Origin of the sequence: Ornithinimicrobium sufpigmenti (assembly GCF_004322775.1) — a bacterium.
Taxonomy (GTDB): domain Bacteria; phylum Actinomycetota; class Actinomycetes; order Actinomycetales; family Dermatophilaceae; genus Ornithinicoccus; species Ornithinicoccus sufpigmenti.
The window spans coordinates 2562466-2584972 of sequence record NZ_CP036403.1 but is presented as its reverse complement, the minus strand read 5'-3'; the positions used below and the strand labels follow the sequence as shown (position 1 = coordinate 2584972).

Annotated in this window: 25 protein-coding genes; 12 read left to right on the top strand and 13 right to left on the bottom strand. The window is 72.3% G+C overall.

All coding sequences use genetic code 11. The features are described from left to right. Complete coding sequence (gene ptsP, locus ESZ52_RS11830) at positions 1-2553, top strand: phosphoenolpyruvate--protein phosphotransferase (protein WP_131105103.1); 2553 nt, start codon at positions 1-3, stop codon at positions 2551-2553. Positions 2554-2593: 40 nt separating this feature from the next. Here the strand turns inward: ptsP and ESZ52_RS11825 are convergent, their stop codons facing one another. Continuing rightward, positions 2594-3229: an alpha-ketoglutarate-dependent dioxygenase AlkB gene (locus ESZ52_RS11825; protein WP_131105102.1), complete on the bottom strand. Its 636-nt coding sequence runs from the start codon at positions 3227-3229 to the stop codon at positions 2594-2596. Positions 3230-3372: 143 nt separating this feature from the next. Between ESZ52_RS11825 and recO the strand changes: the two genes are divergently transcribed. Together recO and ESZ52_RS11815 are read left to right on the top strand one after the other, a co-directional pair. Next, on the top strand, positions 3373-4104 hold the full coding sequence (recO, locus tag ESZ52_RS11820) for a DNA repair protein RecO (protein ID WP_131105101.1): 732 nt from the start codon (positions 3373-3375) through the stop codon (positions 4102-4104). A gap of 4 nt (positions 4105-4108) precedes the next feature. Beyond that, positions 4109-4894 (top strand): isoprenyl transferase, encoded by a 786-nt coding sequence (locus tag ESZ52_RS11815; RefSeq protein WP_131105100.1) that lies wholly within the window; start codon positions 4109-4111, stop codon positions 4892-4894. A gap of 22 nt (positions 4895-4916) precedes the next feature. Here ESZ52_RS11815 and ESZ52_RS11810 read toward each other — a convergent pair whose 3' ends face one another. The 4 genes from ESZ52_RS11810 to ESZ52_RS11795 are packed head-to-tail and all read right to left on the bottom strand — an operon-like array spanning position 4917 to position 8228. Further along, positions 4917-5330: a Fur family transcriptional regulator gene (locus tag ESZ52_RS11810; protein WP_131105099.1), complete on the bottom strand. Its 414-nt coding sequence runs from the start codon at positions 5328-5330 to the stop codon at positions 4917-4919. Continuing rightward, a complete protein-coding gene (locus ESZ52_RS11805) occupies positions 5327-6370 on the bottom strand; it encodes a metal ABC transporter permease (RefSeq protein ID WP_131105098.1) in 1044 nt (347 codons plus the stop codon). The genes ESZ52_RS11810 and ESZ52_RS11805 overlap by 4 nt, the downstream gene beginning before the upstream one ends. Next, a complete protein-coding gene (locus ESZ52_RS11800) occupies positions 6367-7137 on the bottom strand; it encodes a metal ABC transporter ATP-binding protein (protein ID WP_181009982.1) in 771 nt (256 codons plus the stop codon). Before ESZ52_RS11800 ends, ESZ52_RS11805 begins: the two co-directional genes overlap by 4 nt. A gap of 11 nt (positions 7138-7148) precedes the next feature. Further along, entirely contained in the window at positions 7149-8228 is a 1080-nt protein-coding gene (locus ESZ52_RS11795) for a metal ABC transporter solute-binding protein, Zn/Mn family (RefSeq protein ID WP_238154541.1), read from the bottom strand. A 213-nt stretch (positions 8229-8441) separates the two neighbouring features. Between ESZ52_RS11795 and ESZ52_RS11790 the strand changes: the two genes are divergently transcribed. After that, positions 8442-9383 (top strand): type IV toxin-antitoxin system AbiEi family antitoxin domain-containing protein, encoded by a 942-nt coding sequence (locus tag ESZ52_RS11790; protein ID WP_131105097.1) that lies wholly within the window; start codon positions 8442-8444, stop codon positions 9381-9383. A 102-nt stretch (positions 9384-9485) separates the two neighbouring features. Here the strand turns inward: ESZ52_RS11790 and ESZ52_RS11785 are convergent, their stop codons facing one another. Then, the gene (locus ESZ52_RS11785) at positions 9486-9815 is read right to left on the bottom strand and encodes a DUF6703 family protein (RefSeq protein WP_132974534.1); all 330 of its coding nucleotides are present in this window, start codon (positions 9813-9815) and stop codon (positions 9486-9488) included. A 56-nt stretch (positions 9816-9871) separates the two neighbouring features. Here ESZ52_RS11785 and ESZ52_RS11780 point away from each other — a divergent pair, with 56 nt between their 5' ends. The 3 genes from ESZ52_RS11780 (at position 9872) to ESZ52_RS11770 (ending at position 12745) form a co-directional block, all read left to right on the top strand. Continuing rightward, positions 9872-11272, top strand: a complete 1401-nt coding sequence (locus ESZ52_RS11780) for a glycine--tRNA ligase (RefSeq protein ID WP_131105095.1) — start codon at positions 9872-9874, stop codon at positions 11270-11272. 100 nt (positions 11273-11372) lie between these two features. Beyond that, the gene (locus ESZ52_RS11775; protein WP_131105094.1) at positions 11373-11912 is read left to right on the top strand and encodes a SigE family RNA polymerase sigma factor; all 540 of its coding nucleotides are present in this window, start codon (positions 11373-11375) and stop codon (positions 11910-11912) included. Beyond that, on the top strand, positions 11909-12745 hold the full coding sequence (locus ESZ52_RS11770) for a hypothetical protein (protein ID WP_131105093.1): 837 nt from the start codon (positions 11909-11911) through the stop codon (positions 12743-12745). The genes ESZ52_RS11775 and ESZ52_RS11770 overlap by 4 nt, the downstream gene beginning before the upstream one ends. Positions 12746-12798: 53 nt before the next feature. On the opposite strand, the gene ESZ52_RS11765 is transcribed toward ESZ52_RS11770, so the two are convergent. Beyond that, on the bottom strand, positions 12799-13410 hold the full coding sequence (locus tag ESZ52_RS11765) for a LysE/ArgO family amino acid transporter (protein WP_131105092.1): 612 nt from the start codon (positions 13408-13410) through the stop codon (positions 12799-12801). Between the two features lie 82 nt (positions 13411-13492). Between ESZ52_RS11765 and ESZ52_RS11760 the strand changes: the two genes are divergently transcribed. From ESZ52_RS11760 to ESZ52_RS11750, 3 genes are all read left to right on the top strand, one after another. Then, on the top strand, positions 13493-14431 hold the full coding sequence (locus tag ESZ52_RS11760; protein WP_131105091.1) for a LysR family transcriptional regulator ArgP: 939 nt from the start codon (positions 13493-13495) through the stop codon (positions 14429-14431). After that, positions 14428-15624, top strand: coding sequence for a tRNA dihydrouridine synthase DusB (gene dusB, locus ESZ52_RS11755; RefSeq protein WP_131105090.1), 1197 nt, complete (start codon positions 14428-14430; stop codon positions 15622-15624). The genes ESZ52_RS11760 and dusB overlap by 4 nt, the downstream gene beginning before the upstream one ends. Before the next feature lie 126 nt (positions 15625-15750). Further along, positions 15751-16281 (top strand): type 1 glutamine amidotransferase domain-containing protein, encoded by a 531-nt coding sequence (locus tag ESZ52_RS11750; RefSeq protein WP_131105089.1) that lies wholly within the window; start codon positions 15751-15753, stop codon positions 16279-16281. A gap of 73 nt (positions 16282-16354) precedes the next feature. Here the strand turns inward: ESZ52_RS11750 and ESZ52_RS11745 are convergent, their stop codons facing one another. From ESZ52_RS11745 to ESZ52_RS11730, 4 genes are all read right to left on the bottom strand, one after another. Then, positions 16355-17266, bottom strand: a complete 912-nt coding sequence (locus ESZ52_RS11745; RefSeq protein WP_131105088.1) for a sulfurtransferase — start codon at positions 17264-17266, stop codon at positions 16355-16357. 2 nt (positions 17267-17268) lie between these two features. After that, positions 17269-18045, bottom strand: a complete 777-nt coding sequence (locus ESZ52_RS19320) for a YqjF family protein (protein ID WP_181009983.1) — start codon at positions 18043-18045, stop codon at positions 17269-17271. Positions 18046-18151: 106 nt separating this feature from the next. Then, a complete protein-coding gene (locus ESZ52_RS11735; RefSeq protein ID WP_202865331.1) occupies positions 18152-18586 on the bottom strand; it encodes a VOC family protein in 435 nt (144 codons plus the stop codon). A 33-nt stretch (positions 18587-18619) separates the two neighbouring features. Then, positions 18620-19462: a helix-turn-helix domain-containing protein gene (locus ESZ52_RS11730; RefSeq protein WP_131105085.1), complete on the bottom strand. Its 843-nt coding sequence runs from the start codon at positions 19460-19462 to the stop codon at positions 18620-18622. 140 nt (positions 19463-19602) lie between these two features. Here ESZ52_RS11730 and ESZ52_RS11725 point away from each other — a divergent pair, with 140 nt between their 5' ends. After that, a complete protein-coding gene (locus ESZ52_RS11725) occupies positions 19603-20445 on the top strand; it encodes an alpha/beta fold hydrolase (RefSeq protein WP_131105084.1) in 843 nt (280 codons plus the stop codon). Positions 20446-20504: 59 nt separating this feature from the next. Next, entirely contained in the window at positions 20505-21356 is an 852-nt protein-coding gene (locus tag ESZ52_RS11720) for an endonuclease/exonuclease/phosphatase family protein (protein WP_131105083.1), read from the top strand. A gap of 40 nt (positions 21357-21396) precedes the next feature. Here ESZ52_RS11720 and ESZ52_RS11710 read toward each other — a convergent pair whose 3' ends face one another. Both ESZ52_RS11710 and ESZ52_RS11705 read right to left on the bottom strand, forming a co-directional pair. Further along, positions 21397-21828 (bottom strand): hypothetical protein, encoded by a 432-nt coding sequence (locus tag ESZ52_RS11710; RefSeq protein ID WP_145968828.1) that lies wholly within the window; start codon positions 21826-21828, stop codon positions 21397-21399. 23 nt (positions 21829-21851) lie between these two features. Beyond that, entirely contained in the window at positions 21852-22292 is a 441-nt protein-coding gene (locus ESZ52_RS11705) for a YtoQ family protein (protein WP_131105081.1), read from the bottom strand. Positions 22293-22507 lie beyond the last annotated feature (215 nt).

The following is a 22507-nucleotide window of genomic DNA, read 5'->3' as shown; positions in this document are numbered from 1 at the left end:
ATGATCGGCGTCGTCGTCGTCTCACACAGCCGCGCCCTCGCCCGGGCGGCACGAGACCTGGCTCAGGAGATGAGCCCCGGCGGGTCCAGCCCGGTGGTCGAGCTGGCCTCGGGGCTGGACGAGCGCACCACCGGCACGGACGCCGCCCTCGTCGCCGAGGTCGTGGCCGCGGTGGACACCGCCACCGGCGGCGACGGGGTGCTCGTCCTGGTCGACCTGGGCAGCGCCGTCCTGTCCGCGGAGATGGCGCTGGAGCTGCTGGACCCCGCGGTGGCGGCCCGGGTCCGGGTGAGCCCGGCCCCGCTCGTCGAGGGGCTGCTGGCGGCGGTCGTGGCCGCGGGCACCGGCGCCGACCTGAGCACCGTTGCCCGAGAGGCCGAGCGCGGGCTGGCGGCGAAGGTGGAGCACCTGCAGGCCGAGAGTCGCGGCGACCGGCCGGCACGGGAGGCCGAGGAGCCCGCCGCGTCCGAGGACACCCGGCCGTGGGTCTCCCGCGAGCTCGCGGTCCTGGGCGAGCACGGCCTGCACGCACGACCGGCTGCCCGCCTGGTGACCCTGGTCGGCGAGGCGGAGCCCGTCGCCGAGGTGCGGCTGACCAACGCGACGACCGGCCGCGGCCCGGTCGATGCCCGCAGCCTCTCGGCGGTCGCCACGCTGGGGGCGCGGCAGGGGCACGTCCTCCTGGCCGAGGCCCGCGGGGCCGGGGCCGAGAAGGTGCTCGCCGACCTGGAGGAGCTCGCCGCCAGCGCCTTCGGTGACGACGTGGGGCCGGTGGAGCCGCTGGCGGAGGTCGAGCTGCCGGTGCCGGCGGCGGTCTCCAGCGAGCCGGGGGTGGCCGGGTCCAGCCTGGAGGCAGCCATCGGGCCGGTGATCATCGGCGAGCGGCTGCTCGACCCGGGGCCTGGCCCCGGGGGCGGGCAAGGCCCCGACACCGGGGAGAGCTCGTCCGCAGACCCGGAGGAGAGGGTGCGCCAGCTCGACCGGGCAGTCACCCAGGCGACGCTGCGGCTTGCGGCGCTGGAGGAGCATGCCCGCCGGCACCTGGGCTATGGCGAGGCGGAGGTCTTCGCCGCCCACGCCATCCTGCTGCGCGACCCTGGCCTGCAGGCCGACGTCCGGTCCCGGATCCGCGGTGGGGCCAGCGCGGCGGCGGCCTGGTGCGGTGGCGTCGAGCGGGTAGCGGCGCGCTTCGACGCCCTCCCGGACAGCTACCAGCGCGAGCGCGCGCAGGACGTGCGCAGCGTGGGGGACCGGGTGGTGCGCATCCTGCTCGGCCAGGACGAGCCCGAGTCGCTGGGGGAAGGTGTCCTGGTGGTCGACGAGCTCGACCCCGGCCTGGCGATCTCCCTGGACGCCCACGCCATCAGGGGCGTGCTCACCCGTCGAGGCGGAGGCCTCGGGCACGGTGTCCTGATCGCGCGGGCCCGAGGAGTGCCGGTCCTGACCGGTGTCGGTGACCGCGCAGACGTCCCGCCCGGCACGCTGGTGGCCTTCGACGCCCGCAGCGGACGCGTGGACGTCGACCCGCCGCCGGAGGTGCGGACCGCCTTCGAGGCGATGCTGGAGCGCCGCCGTGAGCACCGCGAGCGGGCGCTGGCCGACACGCACCTGCCGGTGACCACGCGGGACGGGCTGCGGATCACGGTGAAGGCCAATGTGTCCTCGCTCGCGGTCGCCCGGCTCGGGGCCGGCCTCGGGGCCGAGGGATCGGGCCTGGTGCGCACCGAGGCCGTCTTCGCCCGCGCGCGCACCGCCCCGACCGTCGCGCAGCAGGTGGAGGTCTACTCCGCGATCGCGGCGGCATACCACCCCCACCCCGTGACGATCCGCACGTGGGACGTGGGCGGGGACAAGCCGCTGAGCTTCCTGCCGTCCCGTCCCGAGACCAACCCGTTCCTGGGTGAGCGTGGCATCCGCGCCTTCCGGGACGACCTGCGCGTGCTGAGCGACCAGCTGGAGGCGATCTGCCGGGTGGCGCAGGAGCACCGGGTCAACGTCCTCTTCCCGATGGTCACCTGCATCGACGACGTCGACTGGGCCAGGGCGAGGCTCGCCGAGGCAGCGACCCGCGCCGGTCTGCCAGGCCTTCCTGCCCGCCTCGGCGTCGGGATCATGGTCGAGGTGCCGGCCGTCGCGGTGCGGCTGGGGCGAGTGGCCCAGGGGCTCGACCTCATCTCCATCGGCAGCAACGACCTCTCGCAGTACACCCTCGCCGCAGAGCGCGGCAACCCCCGGGTGGGACGCTGGTCCGACCCGCTGGACCCCTCCGTGCTCCAGCTGATCCGCTTCATCTGCGAACGCGCCCCCGAGGGCGTGGTCGTCAGCCTCTGCGGCGAGATGGCCGCGGAGCCAGAGGTCGCCCGCCTCCTCGTCGGCCTCGGGGTGCGCGAGCTCAGCTCGACCGCGGTCGCGGTCCCCTCCGTCAAGGCCATCCTTCGCGAGACGTCCCTGGAGGCGATGCGCGAGCTGGCGGCCGCCGCCCTCGCCGCGCGCGACGCGGACGCGGTCCGTGAGCTGCTGCAGCAGCAGATCGGCACGCTGCCGCGTCCCTAGCGTGAGATGCCGCCGCGCCCGGGGCTGCCGACCGCTCGGCTCAGCGCACCCCGCGGGGACGGAACTGGATGCTGATCCGGGGGCCGACCGGCTGGCTGGTCTTGGGCACGCAGTGGTCCCAGGTGCGCTGGCAGGAGCCGCCCATCACCAGGAGATCACCATGGCCGAGCACGTGGCGCAGGCTCTCCCCGCCACCGCGCGGCCGCAGCAGCAGGGCCCGCGGCGAGCCGAGGGAGACGATGGCGACCATGGTGTCGCGGTCGGCCGCCCGCCCGAAACGGTCGCCGTGCCAGGCGACGCTGTCGCGGCCGTCGCGGTAGAGGCACATGCCGGCGGTCGCGAACGGCTCGCCGAGCTCGGCGGCGTAGTGCTCGGACAGCGCCAGCCGGGCGTGCTCCAGGACCGGGTCCGGCAGGCGCTCGCGTTCGCGGTAGAAGCGCAGCAGCCGGGGAGTGGTGACCTGCCTGTCATACATCTGGCGTTGCTCGCCCCGCCACTCCACCCCGGCCGGCCCGCCGAGCGCGAGCCGGGTGAACAGCTCGTCGGAGCCGGTCACCCACCCGGGCCGCACGTCGACCCAGGCGCCGTGGTCGAGCACCGTGCGGCGAACCGCTCCAGCGAGCGGGCGCAGTCCGACCTGCTCCACCTGGTCGAGCAAGGATCCTTGCAGCATCATACGTCGACAATAGAACACACGTGCCACGCGACGCCAGCCTGAACCGCACATCTGTTCGTGAACATCCCTCCGTCGTCGGGCAAGGCGCCCGGGGGCCGGTGTGGCACGAGCGGGGGCCCGGGAGCGTGGGGGACAATGAGCGCATGCCCACCTACCGCGAAGCAGCCGTCGTGCTGCGCACGCACAAGCTGGGCGAGGCCGACCGGATCGTCACCCTCCTCACCCGCGGCCGGGGCAAGGTGCGGGCCGTCGCCAAGGGGGTGCGGCGGACGAAGAGCAAGTTCGGCGCCCGGCTCGAGCCGGGGATGGTGGTGGACGTGCAGTGCTACGAGGGCCGCAACCTCGACACGGTCACCCAGGCCGACGGGCTGGCCCCCTACGGCGAGGCGATCGCCCGGGACTACCCGGCGTTCACCGCGGCGAGCGTGATGCTGGAGACCTGCGAGCAGCTCACCGAGGAGGGGCAGCCGGCGACCCAGCACTTCCGGCTGCTGGCCGGGGGCCTGGCGGCGCTCGCCGCGCGCGAGCACGAGCCCCGTCTCGTCCTCGACTCCTACCTCATCCGGGCGCTGGCCATCGGCGGTTGGCGCGCCAGCTTCGTCGACTGCGCCCGCTGCGGGATGAGCGGTCCGCACCGGGCCTTCCACGTCCCCTCGGGCGGGGCGGTCTGCCCGGTATGCCGTCCGCCCGGGTCCACCGCCCCTGCACCGGAGACCTTCGCCCTGCTCGGCGCGCTCATGGCGGGGGACTGGTCGGTCGCCGACGCCAGCCAGAGCCGGCACCGGCACGAGGCGAGCGGCCTGGTGGCCGCCTACCTGCAATGGCACCTGGAGCGTGGGGTCCGCTCCCTGCGACACGTCGAGAGGACCAGCTGAGCCGATGGCGACCCGCCAGCCCGTGCCGCCCTATGCCCACCCCTCGGGCGCCAGGCCGCCGGCGATCCCGCCCGAGCTGGTGCCCCGGCACGTGGCGATCGTCATGGACGGCAACGGCCGCTGGGCCAACCAGCGTGGTCTGCGGCGGACCCAGGGGCACGAGGCGGGGGAGGCCTCGCTGCTGGACGTGATCGCCGGTGGGATCGAGATCGGGGTGCAGTGCATCAGCGCGTATGCCTTCTCCACGGAGAACTGGCGCCGCAGCCCTGACGAGGTGCGCTTCCTGATGGGCTTCAACCGTGACGTCATCCACCGGCGGCGGGACGAGCTGGACTCCTGGGGCGTGCGCGTCGTGTGGTCCGGACGGACGCCGCGGCTGTGGAGGTCGGTGATCTCGGAGCTGCGCGACGCGGAGCAGCGGACCCGCAACAACAACGTCATCACCCTGAACTTCTGCGTCAACTACGGCGGGCGCGCCGAGCTCGCGGACGCGGTGCGTGCCATCGGCGAGGACGTCAAGGCGGGGCGGCTGTCGCCGCGCGGGATCGACGAGCGCACCATCGGCCGCTACCTCTACCACCCCGAGGTGCCCGACGTGGACCTCTTCCTGCGCAGCTCGGGCGAGCAGCGGACCTCCAACTTCCTGCTCTGGCAGAGCGCCTATGCCGAGATGGTCTTCCAGGACGTGCTCTGGCCCGACTACGACCGGCGCAACCTGTGGGCGGCGATCGAGCAGTACGTCTCCCGGGACCGCCGCTACGGCGGTGCGGTGGACGCGCCCACCTCCTGACGCGCACGTGCGCGCTCCGTCGTCAGGGGCCCGGTGCCGGTGTGTCGGTGCGGGTGCAGGCGGGGCAGACGCCGAAGACCTCGAGCGTGTGCTGCACCTGGGCGAAGCCGTGCTCGGCGCCGACCTTGTCGGCCCAGCGCTCCACCGCCGGGCCCTGGATCTCCACCGTGCGGCCGCACTCCCGGCAGACCAGGTGGTGGTGGTGCCCGGTGGAGCACTTGCGGTAGACGGCCTCGCCCTCGTCGGTGCGCAGGGTGTCGATCTCGCCGGCGGCGGCCATCGCGGCCAGGGTCCGGTAGACGGTCGCCAGACCCACCTTGGCCCCCGCCCCGCGCAGGCTGGCGTGCAGGTCCTGGGCGCTGGTGAAGTCGTCCAGCTCGGCGAGCTGCGCCATGACGGCGCTCTGCTGCCGGGTGAGGCGACGGGCGGTGGTCACGGTGCGGCCTCCTGGCTCTCGGGCTTCTCGAGGGTATGCGGCACGCTGAGCGGGTCGTGCTCGTGCGGGTGCACCTGGGGCGCGTGCTCGTCGTAGTGGCCCTCGTGAGCGGCATGCCGGTGGCCGTCGTGCAGGTAGTCGACGTGGTCGCCGTGCGGCACGGGGTCGTGACCGCAGCCGGGGCCGTGCTCGTGCGGGTGCCGCTCGGCGTGCCGGTGTCTGGCCAGCGCCACGGCGCGGCGGACGGCGCCCCCCAGCGCGGCGACCGCGAACAGGGCGATGGAGAGCAGCACGATCGTCCCGCCCGAGGCGGTGTCGGCGTAGAAGGAGGTGACCACGCCCCCGACCGAGGAGACGACGCCGATGAGCGCCGCCCACCACCCGGCCGCCCGGAAGCTGCCCGAGAACTGCTGTGCCGCGGCGTTCGGGATGATCATCAGCGCGCTGATGAGCAGCAGCCCGATCACCCGCATCGCGACCACCACGGTCACCGCGGTGAGCACCGCCAGCACGATGTTGAGCGCGAGCACCGGCAGCCCGGAGGCGCGGGCGTACTCCTCGTCCCCGGCCACGGCGAAGAGCCGGTCACGCAGGGCGAGGGCCGCGACGATGATCGCGGTCGAGAGGACCGCGAACACCACGAGGTCCTCGCGGGACGTGGTGGTGATGGCACCGAACAGGAACCCGGTGAGGTTGCCGGTCTGCCCGCCGTCCGCGCGGTTGATGATGACCACGCCCGCCGCGATGCCGCCGTAGAACATCAGCGCCAGCGCCACGTCGCCCGAGGTGCGTCCTCGGGCCCGGATCAGCTCGATCGCGATGCCGGCGATGACGGCGGCCACCAGGGCGGACCACACCGGGCTGGTCTGGGTGACGACACCGATCGCCACGCCGGCCAGCGCCACGTGGCCCAGCCCGTCGCCGATCAGCGAGAGCCGCCGCTGCACCAGGAAGATGCCGACCATCGGGGCGGCGAGCCCGACGAACAGCGCGGCCACGAGCGCGTTGCGCATGAACTCCAGCGCCAGCATCTCGCTCATGCCGACCCCCTCCCGGCCGCGCGGGCCAGCTCGCCCTGGTGCACGGCATACCGCTGCGGTGTGCCGTCGAAGACCAGGTGACCGGTGTCGACCTCGAGGATGCGGTCGACGACGCCGCGCAACGCGGCCAGCTCGTGGGTGACGACGAGCATCGTGGTGCCCTCGGCGCCGAGCCGTTGCAGGACGCCCGCGAGCACGGCCTGGCTCGCGTGGTCGACGCCGGCCGTCGGCTCGTCCATGACCAGGACCTCCGGCTCGGCGACCAGCGCCCGCGCGATGAGCACCCGCCGCTGCTGCCCCCCGGACAGGGTGTCGACGTCGAACCGTGCCCGGTCGGCCAGCCCGACCGTCTCCAGCGACTGCTGCACGGCGGCGCGGTCCGTGCGCGAGGCCGGCCGCCACCAGGGGCGGCGGGCGAGCAGGCCGGTCGCCACGACCTCGGTCACCGTGGCCCGCACCCCGCCCACGAGGGTATGCCGTTGCGGCACGTAGCCGATGCGGGTCCGGTCGCGCAGCCGTGCCAGGGGGGTGCCGAGCACGCTGACGTCGCCGGACAGGTGCTCCGACAGGCCTACCAGCGCCTTGACCAGCGTCGTCTTGCCGGAGCCGTTGGGCCCGAGGACGGCGACGACCTCGCCGCGGCGGACGTCGAGGTCGACGTCCGTGACCACGGGTCGGCCCTGGTAGCCGAAGGTGGCACGGTGCATCGACACGACCAGGTCCTCGGTGTCGGTCAGGTCGCTGCCCGAGGCGTCAGCGGTCACCATCTCGCGCCGCATCATGAGCAGCCCAGGCCTTGGCGCAGCGACGCGAGGTTGGCCCGCATGATCTCCTCGTACGTGGACCCGGCGGAGTCGTCGGTCACGCCCTCGACGGGGTCGAGCGTGAGGACCTCGGTGCCGGTCTCGTTGGCGATCGTCCGGGCGATGTCGTCCTGCAGGATCGGCTCGGAGTAGATCGCACGGACGTCCAGGTCCCGGATCTGGCCGGCGACCTCGGCGAGGCGCGCGGGGGAGGGCTCGGAGTCCGGGGCGATCCCGGTGATGCCGGTCTGCCGCAGGTCGTAGCGGTGCGCCAGGTAGCCGAACGCCTCGTGGGTGGTCACCAGGTCACGGCTGCGGCACTCCGCCAGGCCCTCGACGAACTCCTGGTCCATCTCCTCCAGGTCTGCGAGCACGATCTCCAGGTTGGCCTCGTAGCTGCCGGCGTTGTCCGGGTCGACGGCGATGAGCTCGGCGGCGATGACCTCCGCGACCTGGCCGTACCGTTCGGGGTCGAGCCAGAAGTGCGGGTCCTCGGGGCCGTGGTCGTGACCGTGGTCGCTCTCGTCGTCGTGCGCGTGGTCGCTCTCGTCGTCGTGCGCGTGGTCGCTCTCGTCGTCGTGCGCGTGGTCGCTCTCGTCGTGTCCGTCGCCGTCGTGGTCGTGCGGGCTTTCCCCGACCAGCAGCAGGTCGGCGTGCGGGGCCAGGTCGACGGCCTGATCGGCTGCCTCGGCCGCGACCGCCTGGTCCACGACGGGCTGCATGCCCGCGCTGTAGAGGACCAGGTCTGCGCCCCCGAGCGCGGCGACCTGTCGCGGGGTCAGCTCCACGTCGTGCGGGTCGACGCCCGCGGAGGTGAGGGTGGAGACGTCGGCGTGCTCACCGGCCACCCGGGAGGCGAGGTGCTCGATGGGGTAGAAGCTGGTGACCACAGACAGCTGCCCTGCACCTCCCGCGCTCCCGCCGTCTCCGTTGCCGCCCCCGGCGCCGCCGCTCGTCCCACCGCTGGCTCCGTTGCCGCAGCCCGCCAGCCCCAGCATGAGAGTCAGCGCGGTGAGTGCGGCGAGGCCGCCAGGGGCCGTGGGGAGTCGCGTCATACCGCTAAGAGTTCTGCGAATGAGAATGATTGTCAAATCTCCATGACCGAGCCACGGATAGGTGTTCTGGCCACCGTTCCAACGGTGGCCACTGTCTCCAGGTGTGGCTCGGTCGCGACCACACCTGCTCCGGAGCGAGCAGGCGTCAGAGTTTTCCACAGGGATGTGCCGATGCCGGGCGCTGAACCCGCTGGCTGGGCCACGCTGTGGTCCATGTCGCTGCTCCGGGCCTATCTCGACGCCCATGGCGGTGCGCTCTCGGCCGCGGCCGCGGCGGAGCACCTCGGGCTGGGGCCCACGGACCTGCGGCGGCTACGGGCGACAGGGACCCTGACTCGTGTGTGCCGAGGTGGCTACGCCGACTCGGCGCGCCTGGCCCGGGCCGACCCGGAGGAGGCGCACCGGCTTCGGCTGCGGGCGGTGCTGGCCACCTCACCCGCCACCCTGGCTGCCAGCCACCAGAGCGCTGCGGTGCTGCTGGGGCTGCCGCTGCTGGCCAGCGACCTCGAGATGGTGCACGTGACGAGACGGTCCGGGTCGGGCCACGGCCGTCGTCGGGACGCCTTCACGGTGCACCGGTGCCCGGGTGAGCGCGCCGGCTTCCGGCAGGTGGGCGGCGTGTGGAGCGTCGGGCCGGTGGCGGCGGTCCTCGGCGCGATCATGTCCTGCAGCCAGATCGGCGCCCAAGGACTGGCCGACGCCGCACTGCGGGCCAGGGTGGTCAGCAGGGCACAGCTCGAGGAGGGGCTGCGGGACCTGGCCGGGGCGACGGGGACGCCGCGTGCGCGACAGGTCGTCCACCGCGCGGACCCGTCGGCCGAGTCGATCGGCGAGAGTGGCCTGCGCGTCATCCTGCTCCTGCTTGGCTACCGTGTCCGCCCGCAGTGCGTCATCACGGACGACGGTGAGTTCGTCGCCCGGGTGGACTTCTACCTTCCGGATCTCGGCGTCGTGGTGGAGTTCGACGGGGCGGTGAAGTACGAGGACGCGGCCGGGCGGGAGTCGCTCGTGCGGGAGAAGGCCCGCGAGGACCGCATCCGGCGGCTGGGCTACGGCGTGGCCCGGATCACCTGGGCTCAGCTCTACCGGCCCGAGGTGATCAGGGAGCTCGTCGAGGCCGCGGCGCGGATGTCGTCGCGAGGGCGCCGGACCTAGCCGCCCTGGTCCCGGCCGGCAGCGCGCCACGGTTCCAGCTCCTCGCTACCGTTGCGACAGCAGCGAGTGTCCGCAAGTGTGGCGCGGTCGCGGCGAGGGCGACTAGCGCGGCAGGATCTGCGTCACGGCGACGGCGACGAAGATCACCAGCACGGCGATGCGCATGAGGCGCTCCACCGGCGTGAGCCGGGGCCAGGAGAGGTAGAGCAGCCAGAGGATGAACAGCAGAGCCGCCACGACCATGACCCAGCCGACCGGGCCCCCGAGGAAGCCGCCGACCAGCACCAGCACCAGCAGCAGCAGGAACGGCAGCCACACCGGCAGCTTCGCCAGCCGCTCCAGGAGCGGCCGGCTCGCCTGCTCGACGCGCCGACGCATCGGGCCCGGGCCTGGGGCAGGGGAGGCTTCGGGTGAAGGGTGGGGGGTGGACACCGGACCAGCCTAAACCGGGTCCGAGCCGACCCGGCACCCTGCTTAGACTGGCCAGCATGGCTCCCTCCTCCACCGTCGACACGGTCGTATCCCTGTGCAAGCGTCGTGGCTTCGTCTTCCCCGCCGGAGAGATCTACGGCGGGACCCGCTCGGCCTGGGACTACGGACCTCTCGGCACGGCGCTGAAGGAGAACATCAAGCGCCAGTGGTGGCGCTCGATGGTGCAGATGCGCGACGACGTCGTGGGCCTGGACTCCTCGATCATCCTGCCGCGTCAGGTGTGGGTCGCCTCCGGTCACGTCGGTGAGTTCTCCGACCCCCTGACCGAGTGCCAGTCCTGCCACAAGCGCTTCCGGGTGGACCACCTGCAGGAGGCGGTCGCGGACAAGGCGGCCAAGAAGGGCCGAGAGGTCGACCCCGACGACGTCGGCCTGGACGAGATCAACTGCCCCAGCTGCGGCAACAAGGCCTGGACCGAGCCGCGTGAGTTCAACATGATGCTCAAGACCTTCCTCGGCCCGGTCGAGGACGAGTCGGGCCTGCACTACCTGCGCCCGGAGACCGCGCAGGGCATCTTCGTCAACTTCGCCCAGGTGCTGGGCACCTCGCGCAAGAAGCCGCCGTTCGGCATCGCCCAGACGGGCAAGTCGTTCCGCAACGAGATCACGCCGGGCAACTTCATCTTCCGGACCCGCGAGTTCGAGCAGATGGAGATGGAGTTCTTCGTCAAGCCGGGTGAGGACGAGGAGTGGCACGAGTACTGGCTCGCCGAGCGCACCCGCTGGTACACCGACCTCGGCATCAACCCGGACAACCTGCGCCACTACGAGCACCCGCAGGAGAAGCTCTCGCACTACTCCAAGCGGACCGTCGACATCGAGTACCGCTTCAACTTCACCGGCTCGGAGTGGGGCGAGCTCGAGGGCATCGCCAACCGGACCGACTTCGACCTCAGCACGCACAGCCAGCACTCGGGCCAGGAGCTGAGCTTCTTCGACCAGGCCAGCGGGGAGCGCTACACGCCCTACGTCATCGAGCCGGCGGCCGGCCTGGGGCGCTCGGTGATGACCTTCCTCGTCGACGCCTACGCCGAGGACGAGGCCCCCAACACCAAGGGCGGGGTCGACAAGCGCGTGGTGCTGCGGCTGGACCCGCGCCTGGCGCCGATCAAGGTCGCGGTGCTGCCGCTGTCGCGCAACGCCGACCTGACCCCGAAGGCCAAGGACCTGGCCGCCCGGTTGCGCCAGCACTGGATGGTGGACGTCGACGACGCGGGCGCCATCGGCAAGCGCTACCGGCGCCAGGACGAGATCGGCACCCCCTACTGCGTGACCGTCGACTTCGACACCCTCGACGACCACGCCGTCACCATCCGCGACCGCGACTCGATGAGCCAGGAGCGGGTGGCGCTGGACCAGGTCGAGGGCTACCTCGCCCAACGCCTGGTCGGGGCCTGACCGCATACCCCCGGCCGAGCCTGATCGCACACCTGCCCGCTGCGCAGATCTCTGACCGGCCGAAGGCAACCCCGCAGGCACCTCCGAGCGTTCACCAGGCATGAGTGCCACGCCAGCGGACGCCGAGTTCGTGGAGTTCGTGCGGGCCCGGCAGCACCAGCTGATCCGGGCCGCACGGCTCTACTGCGGCGACCACCACGCGGCGGAGGACCTCGTCCAGGACGCCCTGGTCAAGCTCGCCTCCCGCTGGGAGAGCGTGCGCGAGGGTTCACCTGACGCGTACGTGCGCCGCATCCTCTACCGCGACGCGGTCTCCCGCTGGCGCAAGTGGGGCAGGGAGGTCCCGTATGCCGTGCAGGCCGGGGAGCCGGACCTGCTCGACAGCGAGACCGCCCCGGCAGAGGTGGACGCCTGGGTCGACGGGTCACAGGTGCGACAGGCCTTGGCCGAGCTGCCGCCCCGGCAGCGTGCGGTCATCGTGCTGCGCTACTTCGAGGACCTCTCGGAGGCCGACATCGCCGACGCGCTGGGGTGCAGCACCGGCACGGTGAAGAGCCAGGCCAGCAAGGCGCTGCAGAAGCTGAGGGCGTTGATGCCGGAGGTGGCCGGCAGCAGCCGGGCCGGGGGAGGAGAGCGATGAACGAGAACCTCAGGGATGCCCTCGACCGCGCCGCAGGTGCGGACCCGCAGGTCGATCTCGCGGAGCAGGTGTGGGCCCAGGGGCGGGTGGTGCGCCGGCGTCGGCAGACGGTGCAGGCCGTCGGCGGACTGGCGGCGGCCGGAGTGCTCGTCGGCGGTATGTGGCTCGGCGGGGGACTGCTCTCCGGCCCCGACGCCTTCCCCGGTCCCGCCGAGCAGCCGACCGGGCCGGCAGTCACCTCGGTCGACGACGTGGGCACCGACGATGTGGGCACCGACGAGGTCACGGAGGAGCCGACCGAGGACGGGACGGCCACCGAGGACCCGGGGACGGCGACGACGGCCAACGACACCGCCACCGAGGACACACCGCCGCCCGGACCGGTCGACCCGTGCAGCACGGCATACCCCGACCCGGTGCTCCTGGCCGAGGGCCTGCCCGAGGCGACGGTGGCAGGGGCGAGCGAGGTGCTCGAGCTGGCCGCGGCCTGCGACCTGGCCGGTCTGGCTGCCCTGGCCGAGCGCGACGAGACCCACCTGTCCTTCGGGGTGGTCAGCCCGCAGGAGGCGTTCTCCGGCGAGGAGGGTGCGGACCGCGCGGCCGCTGCCGCCACCCTCCTCACCCGCTTCGAGCCCGGCCAGGACGCGCCGGACGCGCCGTACCGCTGGCCTGCAGAGCTGGAGACCGAGCAGGACTGGGCGCGACTGGCGGACACCGGGCTCTACAGCCAGGAGGAGGTCGACCTCATGCGCAGCTCCGGGATCGGCTACACCGGCTGGCGCGTCGGGGTCGACGCCTCCGGCCGTTGGGCCTTCCTGGTGGCCGGCGACTGACCCGGGCAACGACCCCCCACGCGTCGCCACTCGCGTTCGGCGTCAGGCCGCACTCAGGCGCTGAGGATGAGGCTCAGCCCGATGGCGACCATGACCACGGCGATCCCGGCGTCCAGCAGCTGCCAGGCCCGGGGCCGGGCGAAGAGCGGCGCCAGACGGCGTGCCCCGAACCCGAGGGAGCTGAACCACACCGCGCTCGCGGTCACCATGCCGCCGTAGAACCACCAACGCCCGTCGGGGCCGTGGGTGTTGGCGATGCTGCCGACGAGCGTCATGTCGAGGTAGACGTGCGGGTTGAGGAAGGTCAGGGCAGCCATCGTGGCCACGGACCTGCGGACCGAACCGACCCCCCGACCCTCGGCGGTAAGCGCCTCGGTCGGGCGCAGGGCCCGCCAGGCGGCGTGCACGCCGTAGCCGATGATGAACAGGCCACCGCCCCAGCGGGCCACGTCCAGGAAGGGCGGCCATGCGGCGACGATCGCGCCGATGCCGAGCACCGCGAGGAAGGCCAGCGCGGCGTCGGCCACGGTGCAGAGCAGGACCAGAGGGGCGACCGGAGCGCGACGCAGCCCCTGCCGCAGCAGGTAGGCGTTCTGCGCCCCGATGGCCACGATGAGTCCCAGGCCGGTGAAGAAGCCGGTCAGGAGGACGCCGAAGAAGGTCACGGGCGGCCACGTTAGCCCCGCTAGGCCCCTCCGAACAGCATCAGGACGATGAACGATCCTGCGCGACGTTTAGCATCGCTTCATGCGGATGGACCCCGTGGCACTGTCCACGCTCACGGCAGTGGTCCATGAAGGGACCTTCGAGCGGGCCGCGTCACGGCTGCACGTGACGCCCTCGGCGGTGTCCCAGCGGATCAAGGCGCTGGAGCAGGCGGTGGGCCAGGTCGTCGTGGACCGCGCCAAGCCGGTCACCGCGACCGCGGCGGGGGAGGTGCTGCTGCGGCTGTCCGGTCACTGGGACCTGCTGGTCCACGACGCCTTGGCCGAGCTCGTCCCCGAGGCGAGTGCGTCCGCACACCCACTGGTGCCGATCGTCGTCAACGCCGACTCCCTGGCCACCTGGATCCTGCCCGGGCTCGCCCGGGCGCAGGAGCAGCTGGGCATCACCCTCGACATCGTGCGCGAGGACGAGGAGCACGCCTCTGGCCTGGTGCGCTCCGGTGCGGCGCTGGCCGCCGTCACCGCCGACCCGGCCCCCGTGGCAGGGTGCCGGATCCACCCCCTGGGGTCGCTGCGCTATCTGGCGGTCTGCACACCCGGCTTCCGCGCGCGGTGGCTACCCCGCGGGGCCCGGGCCGCCGACCTGGACCGGGCACCGATCGTGCGGTTCGACCGCAAGGACACGATGCAGCACCGGGTGGCGCGCCGGTGGGTGCGCAGGGAGATCGACCCGCCCGCGTCCTACGTCGGCTCCAGCAGGGAGTTCGCCGAGGCGGTGCGGCTGGGGATGGGGTGGGGCATGATGCCGGACGCGTGGGCCCGGGAGGACCTCGCCGCGGGGGCGCTCGTGCCGGTGTCGCGCCGTCCCCACCACGACGTCCCTCTCCACTGGCTCGCCTGGCGCCTGCCCTCGCGCACCCTGGAGGTGCTCTCCGACTGCGTCCTCGAGCAGGCCCGCAGGGTCCTGGTCCCGCACGATTCCAGGCACGTCGTCCCGGATGGGACAATCGACGCGTCATGAGCACCCTCACCTCCCTCCTGCCGCCCCTGCAGATCGGCCCGCACACCATCGACTCCCCGGTCGTGCTCGCGCCCATGGCAGGGATCACCAACCGGGCCTTCCGCCAGCTGTGCCGCGAGTATGGCGACGAGGGACTGGCCGCGGGCGGCGCCAGCGGCGCGACCTCGCTCTACGTCAGCGAGATGATCACCTCCCGTGCCCTGGTCGAACGGACCCCGGTGACCATGAAGCTCATCGAGCACGGCCCGGAGGAGGTGCCCCGCTCGATCCAGCTCTACGGCGTCGACCCCGCCACCGTCGGCGCGGCCGTGCGCCTGCTGCGCGACGAGGACCGCGCCGACCACGTCGACCTCAACTTCGGCTGCCCCGTGCCCAAGGTCACCCGCAAGGGCGGGGGAGCGGCACTGCCGTGGAAGACCGAGCTCTTCCGCGGGATCGTCCGCGCCGCGGTCCGCGAGGCGGCACCGGCGCAGATCCCGGTGACCGTCAAGATGCGGGTCGGTGTCGACGCCGACCACGAGACCTTCCTCGACGCCGGGCGGATCGCCGAGGAGGAGGGTGCCTCAGCGGTGGCCCTCCACGCCCGGACCGCATCCCAGGCCTACTCCGGCGAGGCCGACTGGAGCCGCATCGCCGAGCTCAAGCAGGCCGTCACCACCATCCCGGTGCTCGGCAACGGCGACATCTGGTCGGCGGAGGACGCGCTGCGCATGGTGGAGCAGACCGGGTGCGACGGCGTCGTGGTGGGGCGCGGCTGCCTGGGCCGCCCGTGGCTCTTCGCCGACCTGGCCGCCGCCTTCGCCGGCTCCCGGGTGCGGGTCGAGCCCACCCTGGCCGAGGTATGCCGTGTGCTGCGCCGCCACGCGGAGCTCCTCGTCGAGTTCCACGGCGACGAGGCCAAGGGCTGCCGCGACATCCGCAAGCACATCTCCTGGTACACCAAGGGCTTCCGTGTCGGTGGCCAGCTGCGCCACCAGCTCGCCCTCGTCAACACCCTGGCGGACCTCGACGCGCTCATCGCCACCCTCGACCTGGACCAGGCCTGGCCCGGCGAGGCCGCCGACGGGCAGCGTGGTCGGGCCGGCTCGGCCCGGGTCGTGGCGCTGCCCGACCGGTGGCTCGAGTCCCGCGAGCTCGACGGGCCGCAGCGGGCGGCGATCGCCCAGGCCGAGCTCGACGTCTCCGGCGGCTGACCCGCCGGTCGTCCGGTCCCGTGCCGTGCAGGCGGGGTGACGCGGGTCGACGTCAGAGGGGTCGGTGTGAGAGGCGCTGGCCCCCTCCGGCCTGCGTCGACCCGGGTGGCCACCTAGCCTGGAAGCATGACGCAACGACTCAACGGCAAGACCATCGCCTTCCTGCTGACCGACGGTTTCGAGGACAGCGAGCTGACCAGCCCCTGGGAGACCGTCGTCGAGGCCGGAGGCACCGCGCACCTCATCGCCCCCTCCGGCGAGCGCGTCGAGGGCAAGAAGGGCCACACGCAGGACGTGGACAAGACCGCGTCAGAGGCCGACCCCGCCTCCTACGACGCCCTCGTTCTCCCCGGCGGCACCGGCAACGCCGACAAGCTGCGCATGGACGAGGATGCCGTCGCCTTCACCCGGCACTTCGGCGCCGAGGGCAAGCCGATCGCCGTCATCTGCCACGGTGCCTGGATCATGACCGACGCCGACATCCTGCAGGGCCGGACGATGACCTCATACCCCTCCCTCAAGACCGACCTGCGCAACGCGGGTGCGACCTGGGTGGACGAGGAGGTCGTCGTGGACGGGACCCTCGTCTCCAGCCGCACGCCGAACGACCTGCCCGCCTTCAACCGCGAGCTGGTCAACGTCTTCGAGCAGGCCTGACCCAGGCCGCTGGACGCGGCACTGACGCACCACGCCGAGGGGCCGGGACCACCCGGTCCCTCGTGCCGTGCGCTCAGTCGGACTCCACAGGTCGCGACAGGTCGCTGATCCAGTCGCTCCAGGACCCCACGTAGACGGCCGGCCGCGGTCCGACGCCGTGCGCCTCCAGGGCCAGGGCGAGGTGGGCGGCCTGCACCCCGGAGCCGCAGTAGACCGCCGTCGGCCGGTCGGTGACGCCGCCTGCCTCGGTCAGCCGCCGCACCAGGCCCTCACTGTCGACGAAGGGCCCGTCCGGCACCAGCGACAGGGCCGGCAACGACAGCGCCCCGGGGATGTGGCCGGCGACAGGGTCGATGGTCTCGTTCTGGCCCCGGTAGCGGTCGGCCGGACGCGCGTCGATCAGCTGCCCGCCGGCCTCCAGGTGCGCCTGGACACCGGCGGCGTCCAGGAGCTCCCGCCCACCGGTCACCAGCTCGACGTCCCCCTCCTCAGCCTCGACCTCGCCGGGCACCACGGGCAGGCCGGCTGTCTGCCAGGCGGCCAGCCCGCCGTCGAGCACCGCGGCCTGCACCCCGTAGTAGCTGGCCACCCACCAGGCCCGGGCTGCGCCGAGGCTCCGGTCGGCGTCGTAGAAGACGACTGCCCCGTGCTGTCGCACGCCCGCGGCCCGCAGCGCGCTCTGCACGCGCTCCCGGGAGGGCATGGGATGGCGTCCGCCCGCGCCGTCCTCGCGCAGCGGGTCGGACAGGGCGCTCTCCAGGTCCAGGAAGACCGCGCCCGGCAGGTGGCCTTCCAGGTATGCGGCCCGGTTGGCCTCCGTGCCGGCGCCGAGCGCCCATCGCACGTCCACCAGCACCGGGCGGTCCTGCTCGGGACCGACGAGGAGCGCCTGCAGCTCGGCGGGGGAGAGCAGGGCTCCCAGGCCTCGGGACGGGTCGGAGGGTGCGTGCGGCGACGGCGATGACGACGACGGTGATGACGACATGGTCAGACCCTACGGGCGCGTGCGGGACGCGGCATACCAAGCCTGGTGACGACCCCGGGGGAGGCGTGCAGCATCGGCTGCCCGGCGGGCCGGGGCAGACCCACCCACCGCAACGGTGCGGTCAGCTCGCCGACGGCCTCGGCGTGGTGCAGTGGCCACACCGCGTGCCGGACCGGGGTCCGCCACAGGACACCGGCCCGCTGGTGGTAGGCCGCCCACCGCCCGGTGATCGCGTCCAGCTCGGCGGTGCGCTCAGCAGGACCCACCGGCTCGGCGAGGCTCACCTCGGCCCGGAACCACGGCGCGGAGTCCCGGGCCTGCTCCGGACGGTCCACCCGTCGGCCGGAGGGCAGCCGGCCCTTCGGCGGTCCGAACCGGTAGCCCCACCGGGCTCCGTCGACGTCCACCTGACCGGCGGCCTTGGCGTAGGGCAGCCCCAGGCTGCGCAGCGCCACGACGAACGTCACCCGAGGCACGACCATCCCCAGGAACCACAGGCCGTCGCGGCCGTCCGGTCCCTGCACGTAGGTGCGGACGTTGAGCTCGGCGAAGGCTCCCCAGCCCGGCGGCGGAGGCAGACCGGCGACACGCACGTCGCGCATGAGGAAGGGCGTGATCCCCACCCACGCCGCGCCACCCCACTCCTGGACGCGCAACCCCGGCGGCACGAGGCGCTGCACCTCGGCCGCCGGGTAGCGGTAGTGGAGAAAGGTCAGGTGCTGCCAGGTCTGCCGGTTGACCGGCAGTCGCACCGGCTCCTCCGGGAGACGTCCGCTCACAGACGCTCGCCCGGGGTGCGCGGTCGGCCGGATCGTCCCATGCCTCCACTGTGGCACCTCGGTCGGGTGGTGTCCGGCCCGACCGTGCCGACTATGCCGACCCGGCTCAGCCGCCGTGATCCTCGGTCATGGCCACGTCGAAGGCCCACATGACGCCGAACTTGTCGAAGACCTGACCGTAGTGCGAGCCCCACGGTGCCAGCTCGAAAGGCATGTTGACCGAGCCGCCGGCCGCGAGGAGCTTGTCGATCAGCTCTCGCGCCTTCTCGACGTCGTCCACCTCGTAGAGCAGTGAGTAGACGGTGTCCCGGACGGCGTAGTCCTCGCCCGGCATGGCGTCCCCGCCGGTGATGGTGCCACCGTCCAGGTCGAGCCTGGCGTGCGCGACCGAGGACGGGTCGGGCTCGAACGGCATACCCTCCATCGGCGGGACGTCGCCGTACGTCATGAGGTCCAGCTCACCCCCGAAGACCTCCTGGTAGTGCCGGAACGCCTCGGCGGCGTTCCCGAGGAAGGCGATGTATGTCGACAGTGTGGCCATGATGTCTCCTTCTGTGACTGGGTGGCTACGACGTTAGTGAGCGGGGGAGGACGCCCGCTTGTCCTGAGTTGCTGACCTGAGGGCGACCCGGCCGGACACGGCGTCGAGGAAGAGCTTGGGCAGGTTGAGGGTGATGGGCGGGTCGGCCGGGAGGAGGTCTCGTAGGGTCAGGGTCACGGTGGTCGGCTGCGCCAGGGGGAAGGTCACGGGCTCGCGGTGGAGCTGGCGCCGGTTGGTGCTCATCTGGAAGTAGGCGCGCACGTCGGCGGCCCGGGGCACCTCGACGACCATGGGGTAGTAGGCCCCGTCGGGGATCGCGCTGACGACGTGCCGGGCAGTGCCGAGCATCGCGATCCCGAGCAGCGGCTCTCCCCGGACGATCGGCTCCGGGTGCAGCGCCACGAAGAGCGCCGCCCGAGGAGCGGCTCCCTCGACCCGCAGGGTGAGCGGGTGCCTCTGCGGGTGGTCCTCCGGGCGGAAGGTCCGGTGCACGGCCACGAGCGCGGACGTGACCTCGTCCTGGTGCCGCATCAGGTGCGCGGCCAGCGCCCCCATCTGCGCACGGAACTGGGACGGGGAGAGGCCGGTATGCCGCACGAAGGCCCGGTGGTAGCTGGAGGCCGACTCGTGTCCCGCCTCCAGCTGGGAACGCGTGACCTGGTGCCCGTCGAGCAGCACCTCGATCCCCCGATCGACCCGCGTCGCCGCCAGGAAGTCGCGGAGCGGGAAGCCGAGCTGCTGCTGCAGGAGCCGGGAGAGGTGGTAGCGGCTCAGGTGGGCGCGGACCGCCAACTGGTCCAGGGACGCGGCCTCCCCGCGCCGGACCGACATCAGCAGCCGGGCGATGTCGTCGCGCGTCCCGGGGCCCCTCGACATCACCACCCCATCCTGCACCCGGACACCTCACGTTCGCTGGCTTTCGACGGCGACAGCTGGGTCGGCCGAGGACGTCGCCTGCGGTCGCGTCCGGGCCGCTGTCGCGAGATGGTCGCGTCGTGTTCTTCCCGAGTTTCACGATGACGTTTGTCGACGTCGGCGACGGTGTCGCGCTTCGTCTTCGACAGGGCGGCGAGGGACCTGCCGTCATCCTGCTGCACGGTCATCCGCGCACGCACACGACGTGGCACCGCGTGGCGCCCCTGCTGGCCCAGGATTTCACCGTGGTGTGCCCGGACCTGCGCGGTTACGGACAGTCGTCGAAACCTCCGCCCGACAGCGCCCACCATGCCTACAGCGACCGCACCATGGCCAGGGACATCGTTCGCCTGATGGAGGAGCTGGGCCATGAACGGTTCGCCCTCGTCGGCCACGACCGCGGCAGCTACGTCGCCTATCGGGCCGCCCTCGACCACCCCGAGCACGTCACCCACCTGGCCGTCCTGGACGGCGTCCCGATCGTGGAGGCGCTGGAGCGGGCCGACGCAGCCTTCGCCCAGTCGTGGTGGCACTGGTTCTTCTTCGCCTCACCCCACGCGCACAGAGTAATCACTGCCGACCCGCTGGCGTGGTACCAGCCGGACCGCGATCGGATGGGGCAGGAGAACTACGACGACATGGTGGCCGCGGTGAGCGACCCGGACACGGTGCTGGCCATGCTGGAGGACTATCGGGCGAGCCTGCACGTCGATCGGGCCGTCGACGAGGCGGACCGTGCCTCAGGCCGACGCATCCGTTGCCCCACCCTCGTCGCCTGGTCCGCGCACGATGACCTCGAGGACCTCTACGGCGACCCGACCCTGATCTGGGCTCGCTGGTGTTCCGGACCCCTTTCTGGCGCCGTGATCGGTTCCGGGCATCACATGGCGGAGGAGGCACCTGGGCAGCTTGCGACGACGCTCACCGATTTCCTGCACGCCTAGGCTCGCTGGTTCGCACGCAGAGGCGGTTCCGGACAGTGCCGCTCTGCCACACTTCGGTCATGGCCGAGGATGAGCTTCACGTGCTCAAGACGCCAACGGGCCATCCGCGGCTGAGGGTGCTGACGATGAACGTCTACGGTCCTGCCAATCCCGGCTGGGACAGACGACACCGGCTCGTGGCGCGCATGTTGCGTGAGCTCGCCCCAGACGTGGTGGCGCTCCAGGAGGTGCCTACCGGCAGGGGGATCTCCACGCTCCTCGGGGACAGGTACCGCACCACCGACTTCTCCAGGTCGTCGGAGGAAGGGACCGGTGGCACGCTGGCAACTCGCTGGCCCCACCGGCTCGTCACGGAGATCGACCAGCGTGTCACGGAGCGCTCCGGGGATGTCCTGCCCTGGACCGCGACCACCGTCGTGGAGCTCGACACCCCGTTGGGTCCCGTGGTGGTCGCCCATCACAAGCCCAGCTGGCCGTTCACCTACGAGCTGGAGCGCGAGCAGCAGGCGGTGCAGGCCGCACGGACTCTGGAGGAGCACCTCGGCGACCGGGAGGTGCATGCCGTCATCCTGGGAGACTTCGACGCGACGCCGGACTCCGCCAGCATGCTGTTCCTCCGCGGCCGCAGAGCTGTGGACGGTCTGAGCGTCTGCTACCAGGACGCCTGGGAGTCCGTGCACCCTGATGACCCTGGCTACACGTTCGAAGTGTCCAACCCGCTCGTGCGCGCCGGAGAGGTCTCCACCGGTGTCAGTCGCAAGATCGACCACGTGCTCGTGCGCAGCGGCCTGCACGGCCCCACGTTGCGCGTGGCCGACTGCCAGCGGGTGCTCGATCGACCGGATGAGCACGGCGTGTGGGCCAGCGACCACTATGGCGTGATGGCCGACCTCGTTCTCCCGCATCCCTGACAGGATCTCGGTCCTGCGCCACGACGTGGCCAGGCCTGGATCAGCCAGCTGGCTGGCGCAGCCCGTACCGGTGGACGAGGACAAGGAAGGTCAGCGCGGCCAGCGCGCCGCCCGCCCCGTAGCGGGCGTCCATGATGTCCCTGGTGTTGAACAGCGGCAGCCACAGTTCGTAGCCGTAGTTGGCTGCGACGACCAACGCTGTGAAGAGAACAAGCTCCCGCAGCTCGGCTCCGGTGAGCAGGCGGAGGAGCCCGTAGGACAGGACCAGAGCGAAGGACAGAGCCAGGTTGGAGGCATGGCTGTAGATCCCCGGGATGGCTGCCTCCACGAGTCCCGACCTGATGCCGGGCTCGTAGGCGCCGTAACCGAGCATGGCCACTGGCGCCAGGAGGACCAGATAGCTGACCAGGGCCCAGGGACGCACCGTCACTGCGCCTGTCGAGACGCGGGCGCCTTGCCGTGTCTCAGTCATGGCCGGGGACCGCGGCCACAGTCTCAGGCCTTGAGCACGTAGCGCAGGGTTTCCACCACCTGGTCGGTGGTCGTGCACCAAGCCTGGGCAGCGGCGTCGACCTCCTTGAGCGCATGGACGATGTCGGCGTCGTGGAGGGTCACGTACGGCTTGCCCAGGGCGGCGCAGTAGCCGGCATCGAAGGCGGCGTTCCACTGCTTGTACTGGTCCCCGAAGCGGACCACGACGAGGTCGCTCTGCTCGATCAGGGTGCGGGTGCGGATGGCGTTGACCTTGGCGGACTGGTGGTCCCGCCAGAACTGGCTGTGGGTCTCGCCCAGGTGGTCGCCGGCGGCGTCGCTCGCGGGGTGGTCGGTCACCGGCGCGGTGAAGACCACGTCGAGCCCGGCGGCCTCGGCCCCGCGCTGGATCTCCTCGCGCCAGTCGGTGTGAATTTCGCCCGAAAGATAGACGTGGTAAGTCATGGCAATACGCTCCTCAGGTATGCGGCGGATCTGATCTTGCTCCCTGCTCGCCATCCTACCGAGGTGCGCATTCTCAGCATTTTCCTGCCTCGGAATGACGACCCAGCACTCATACCCCGTCCGCTCGTAGGCGCGTGGGCGATGTGACGAGCCCAGGCCCCGCACAAGGATCATGCTGCTCCACCCCCTCAGCGAAGCCCTCCGTGGCAGCATGG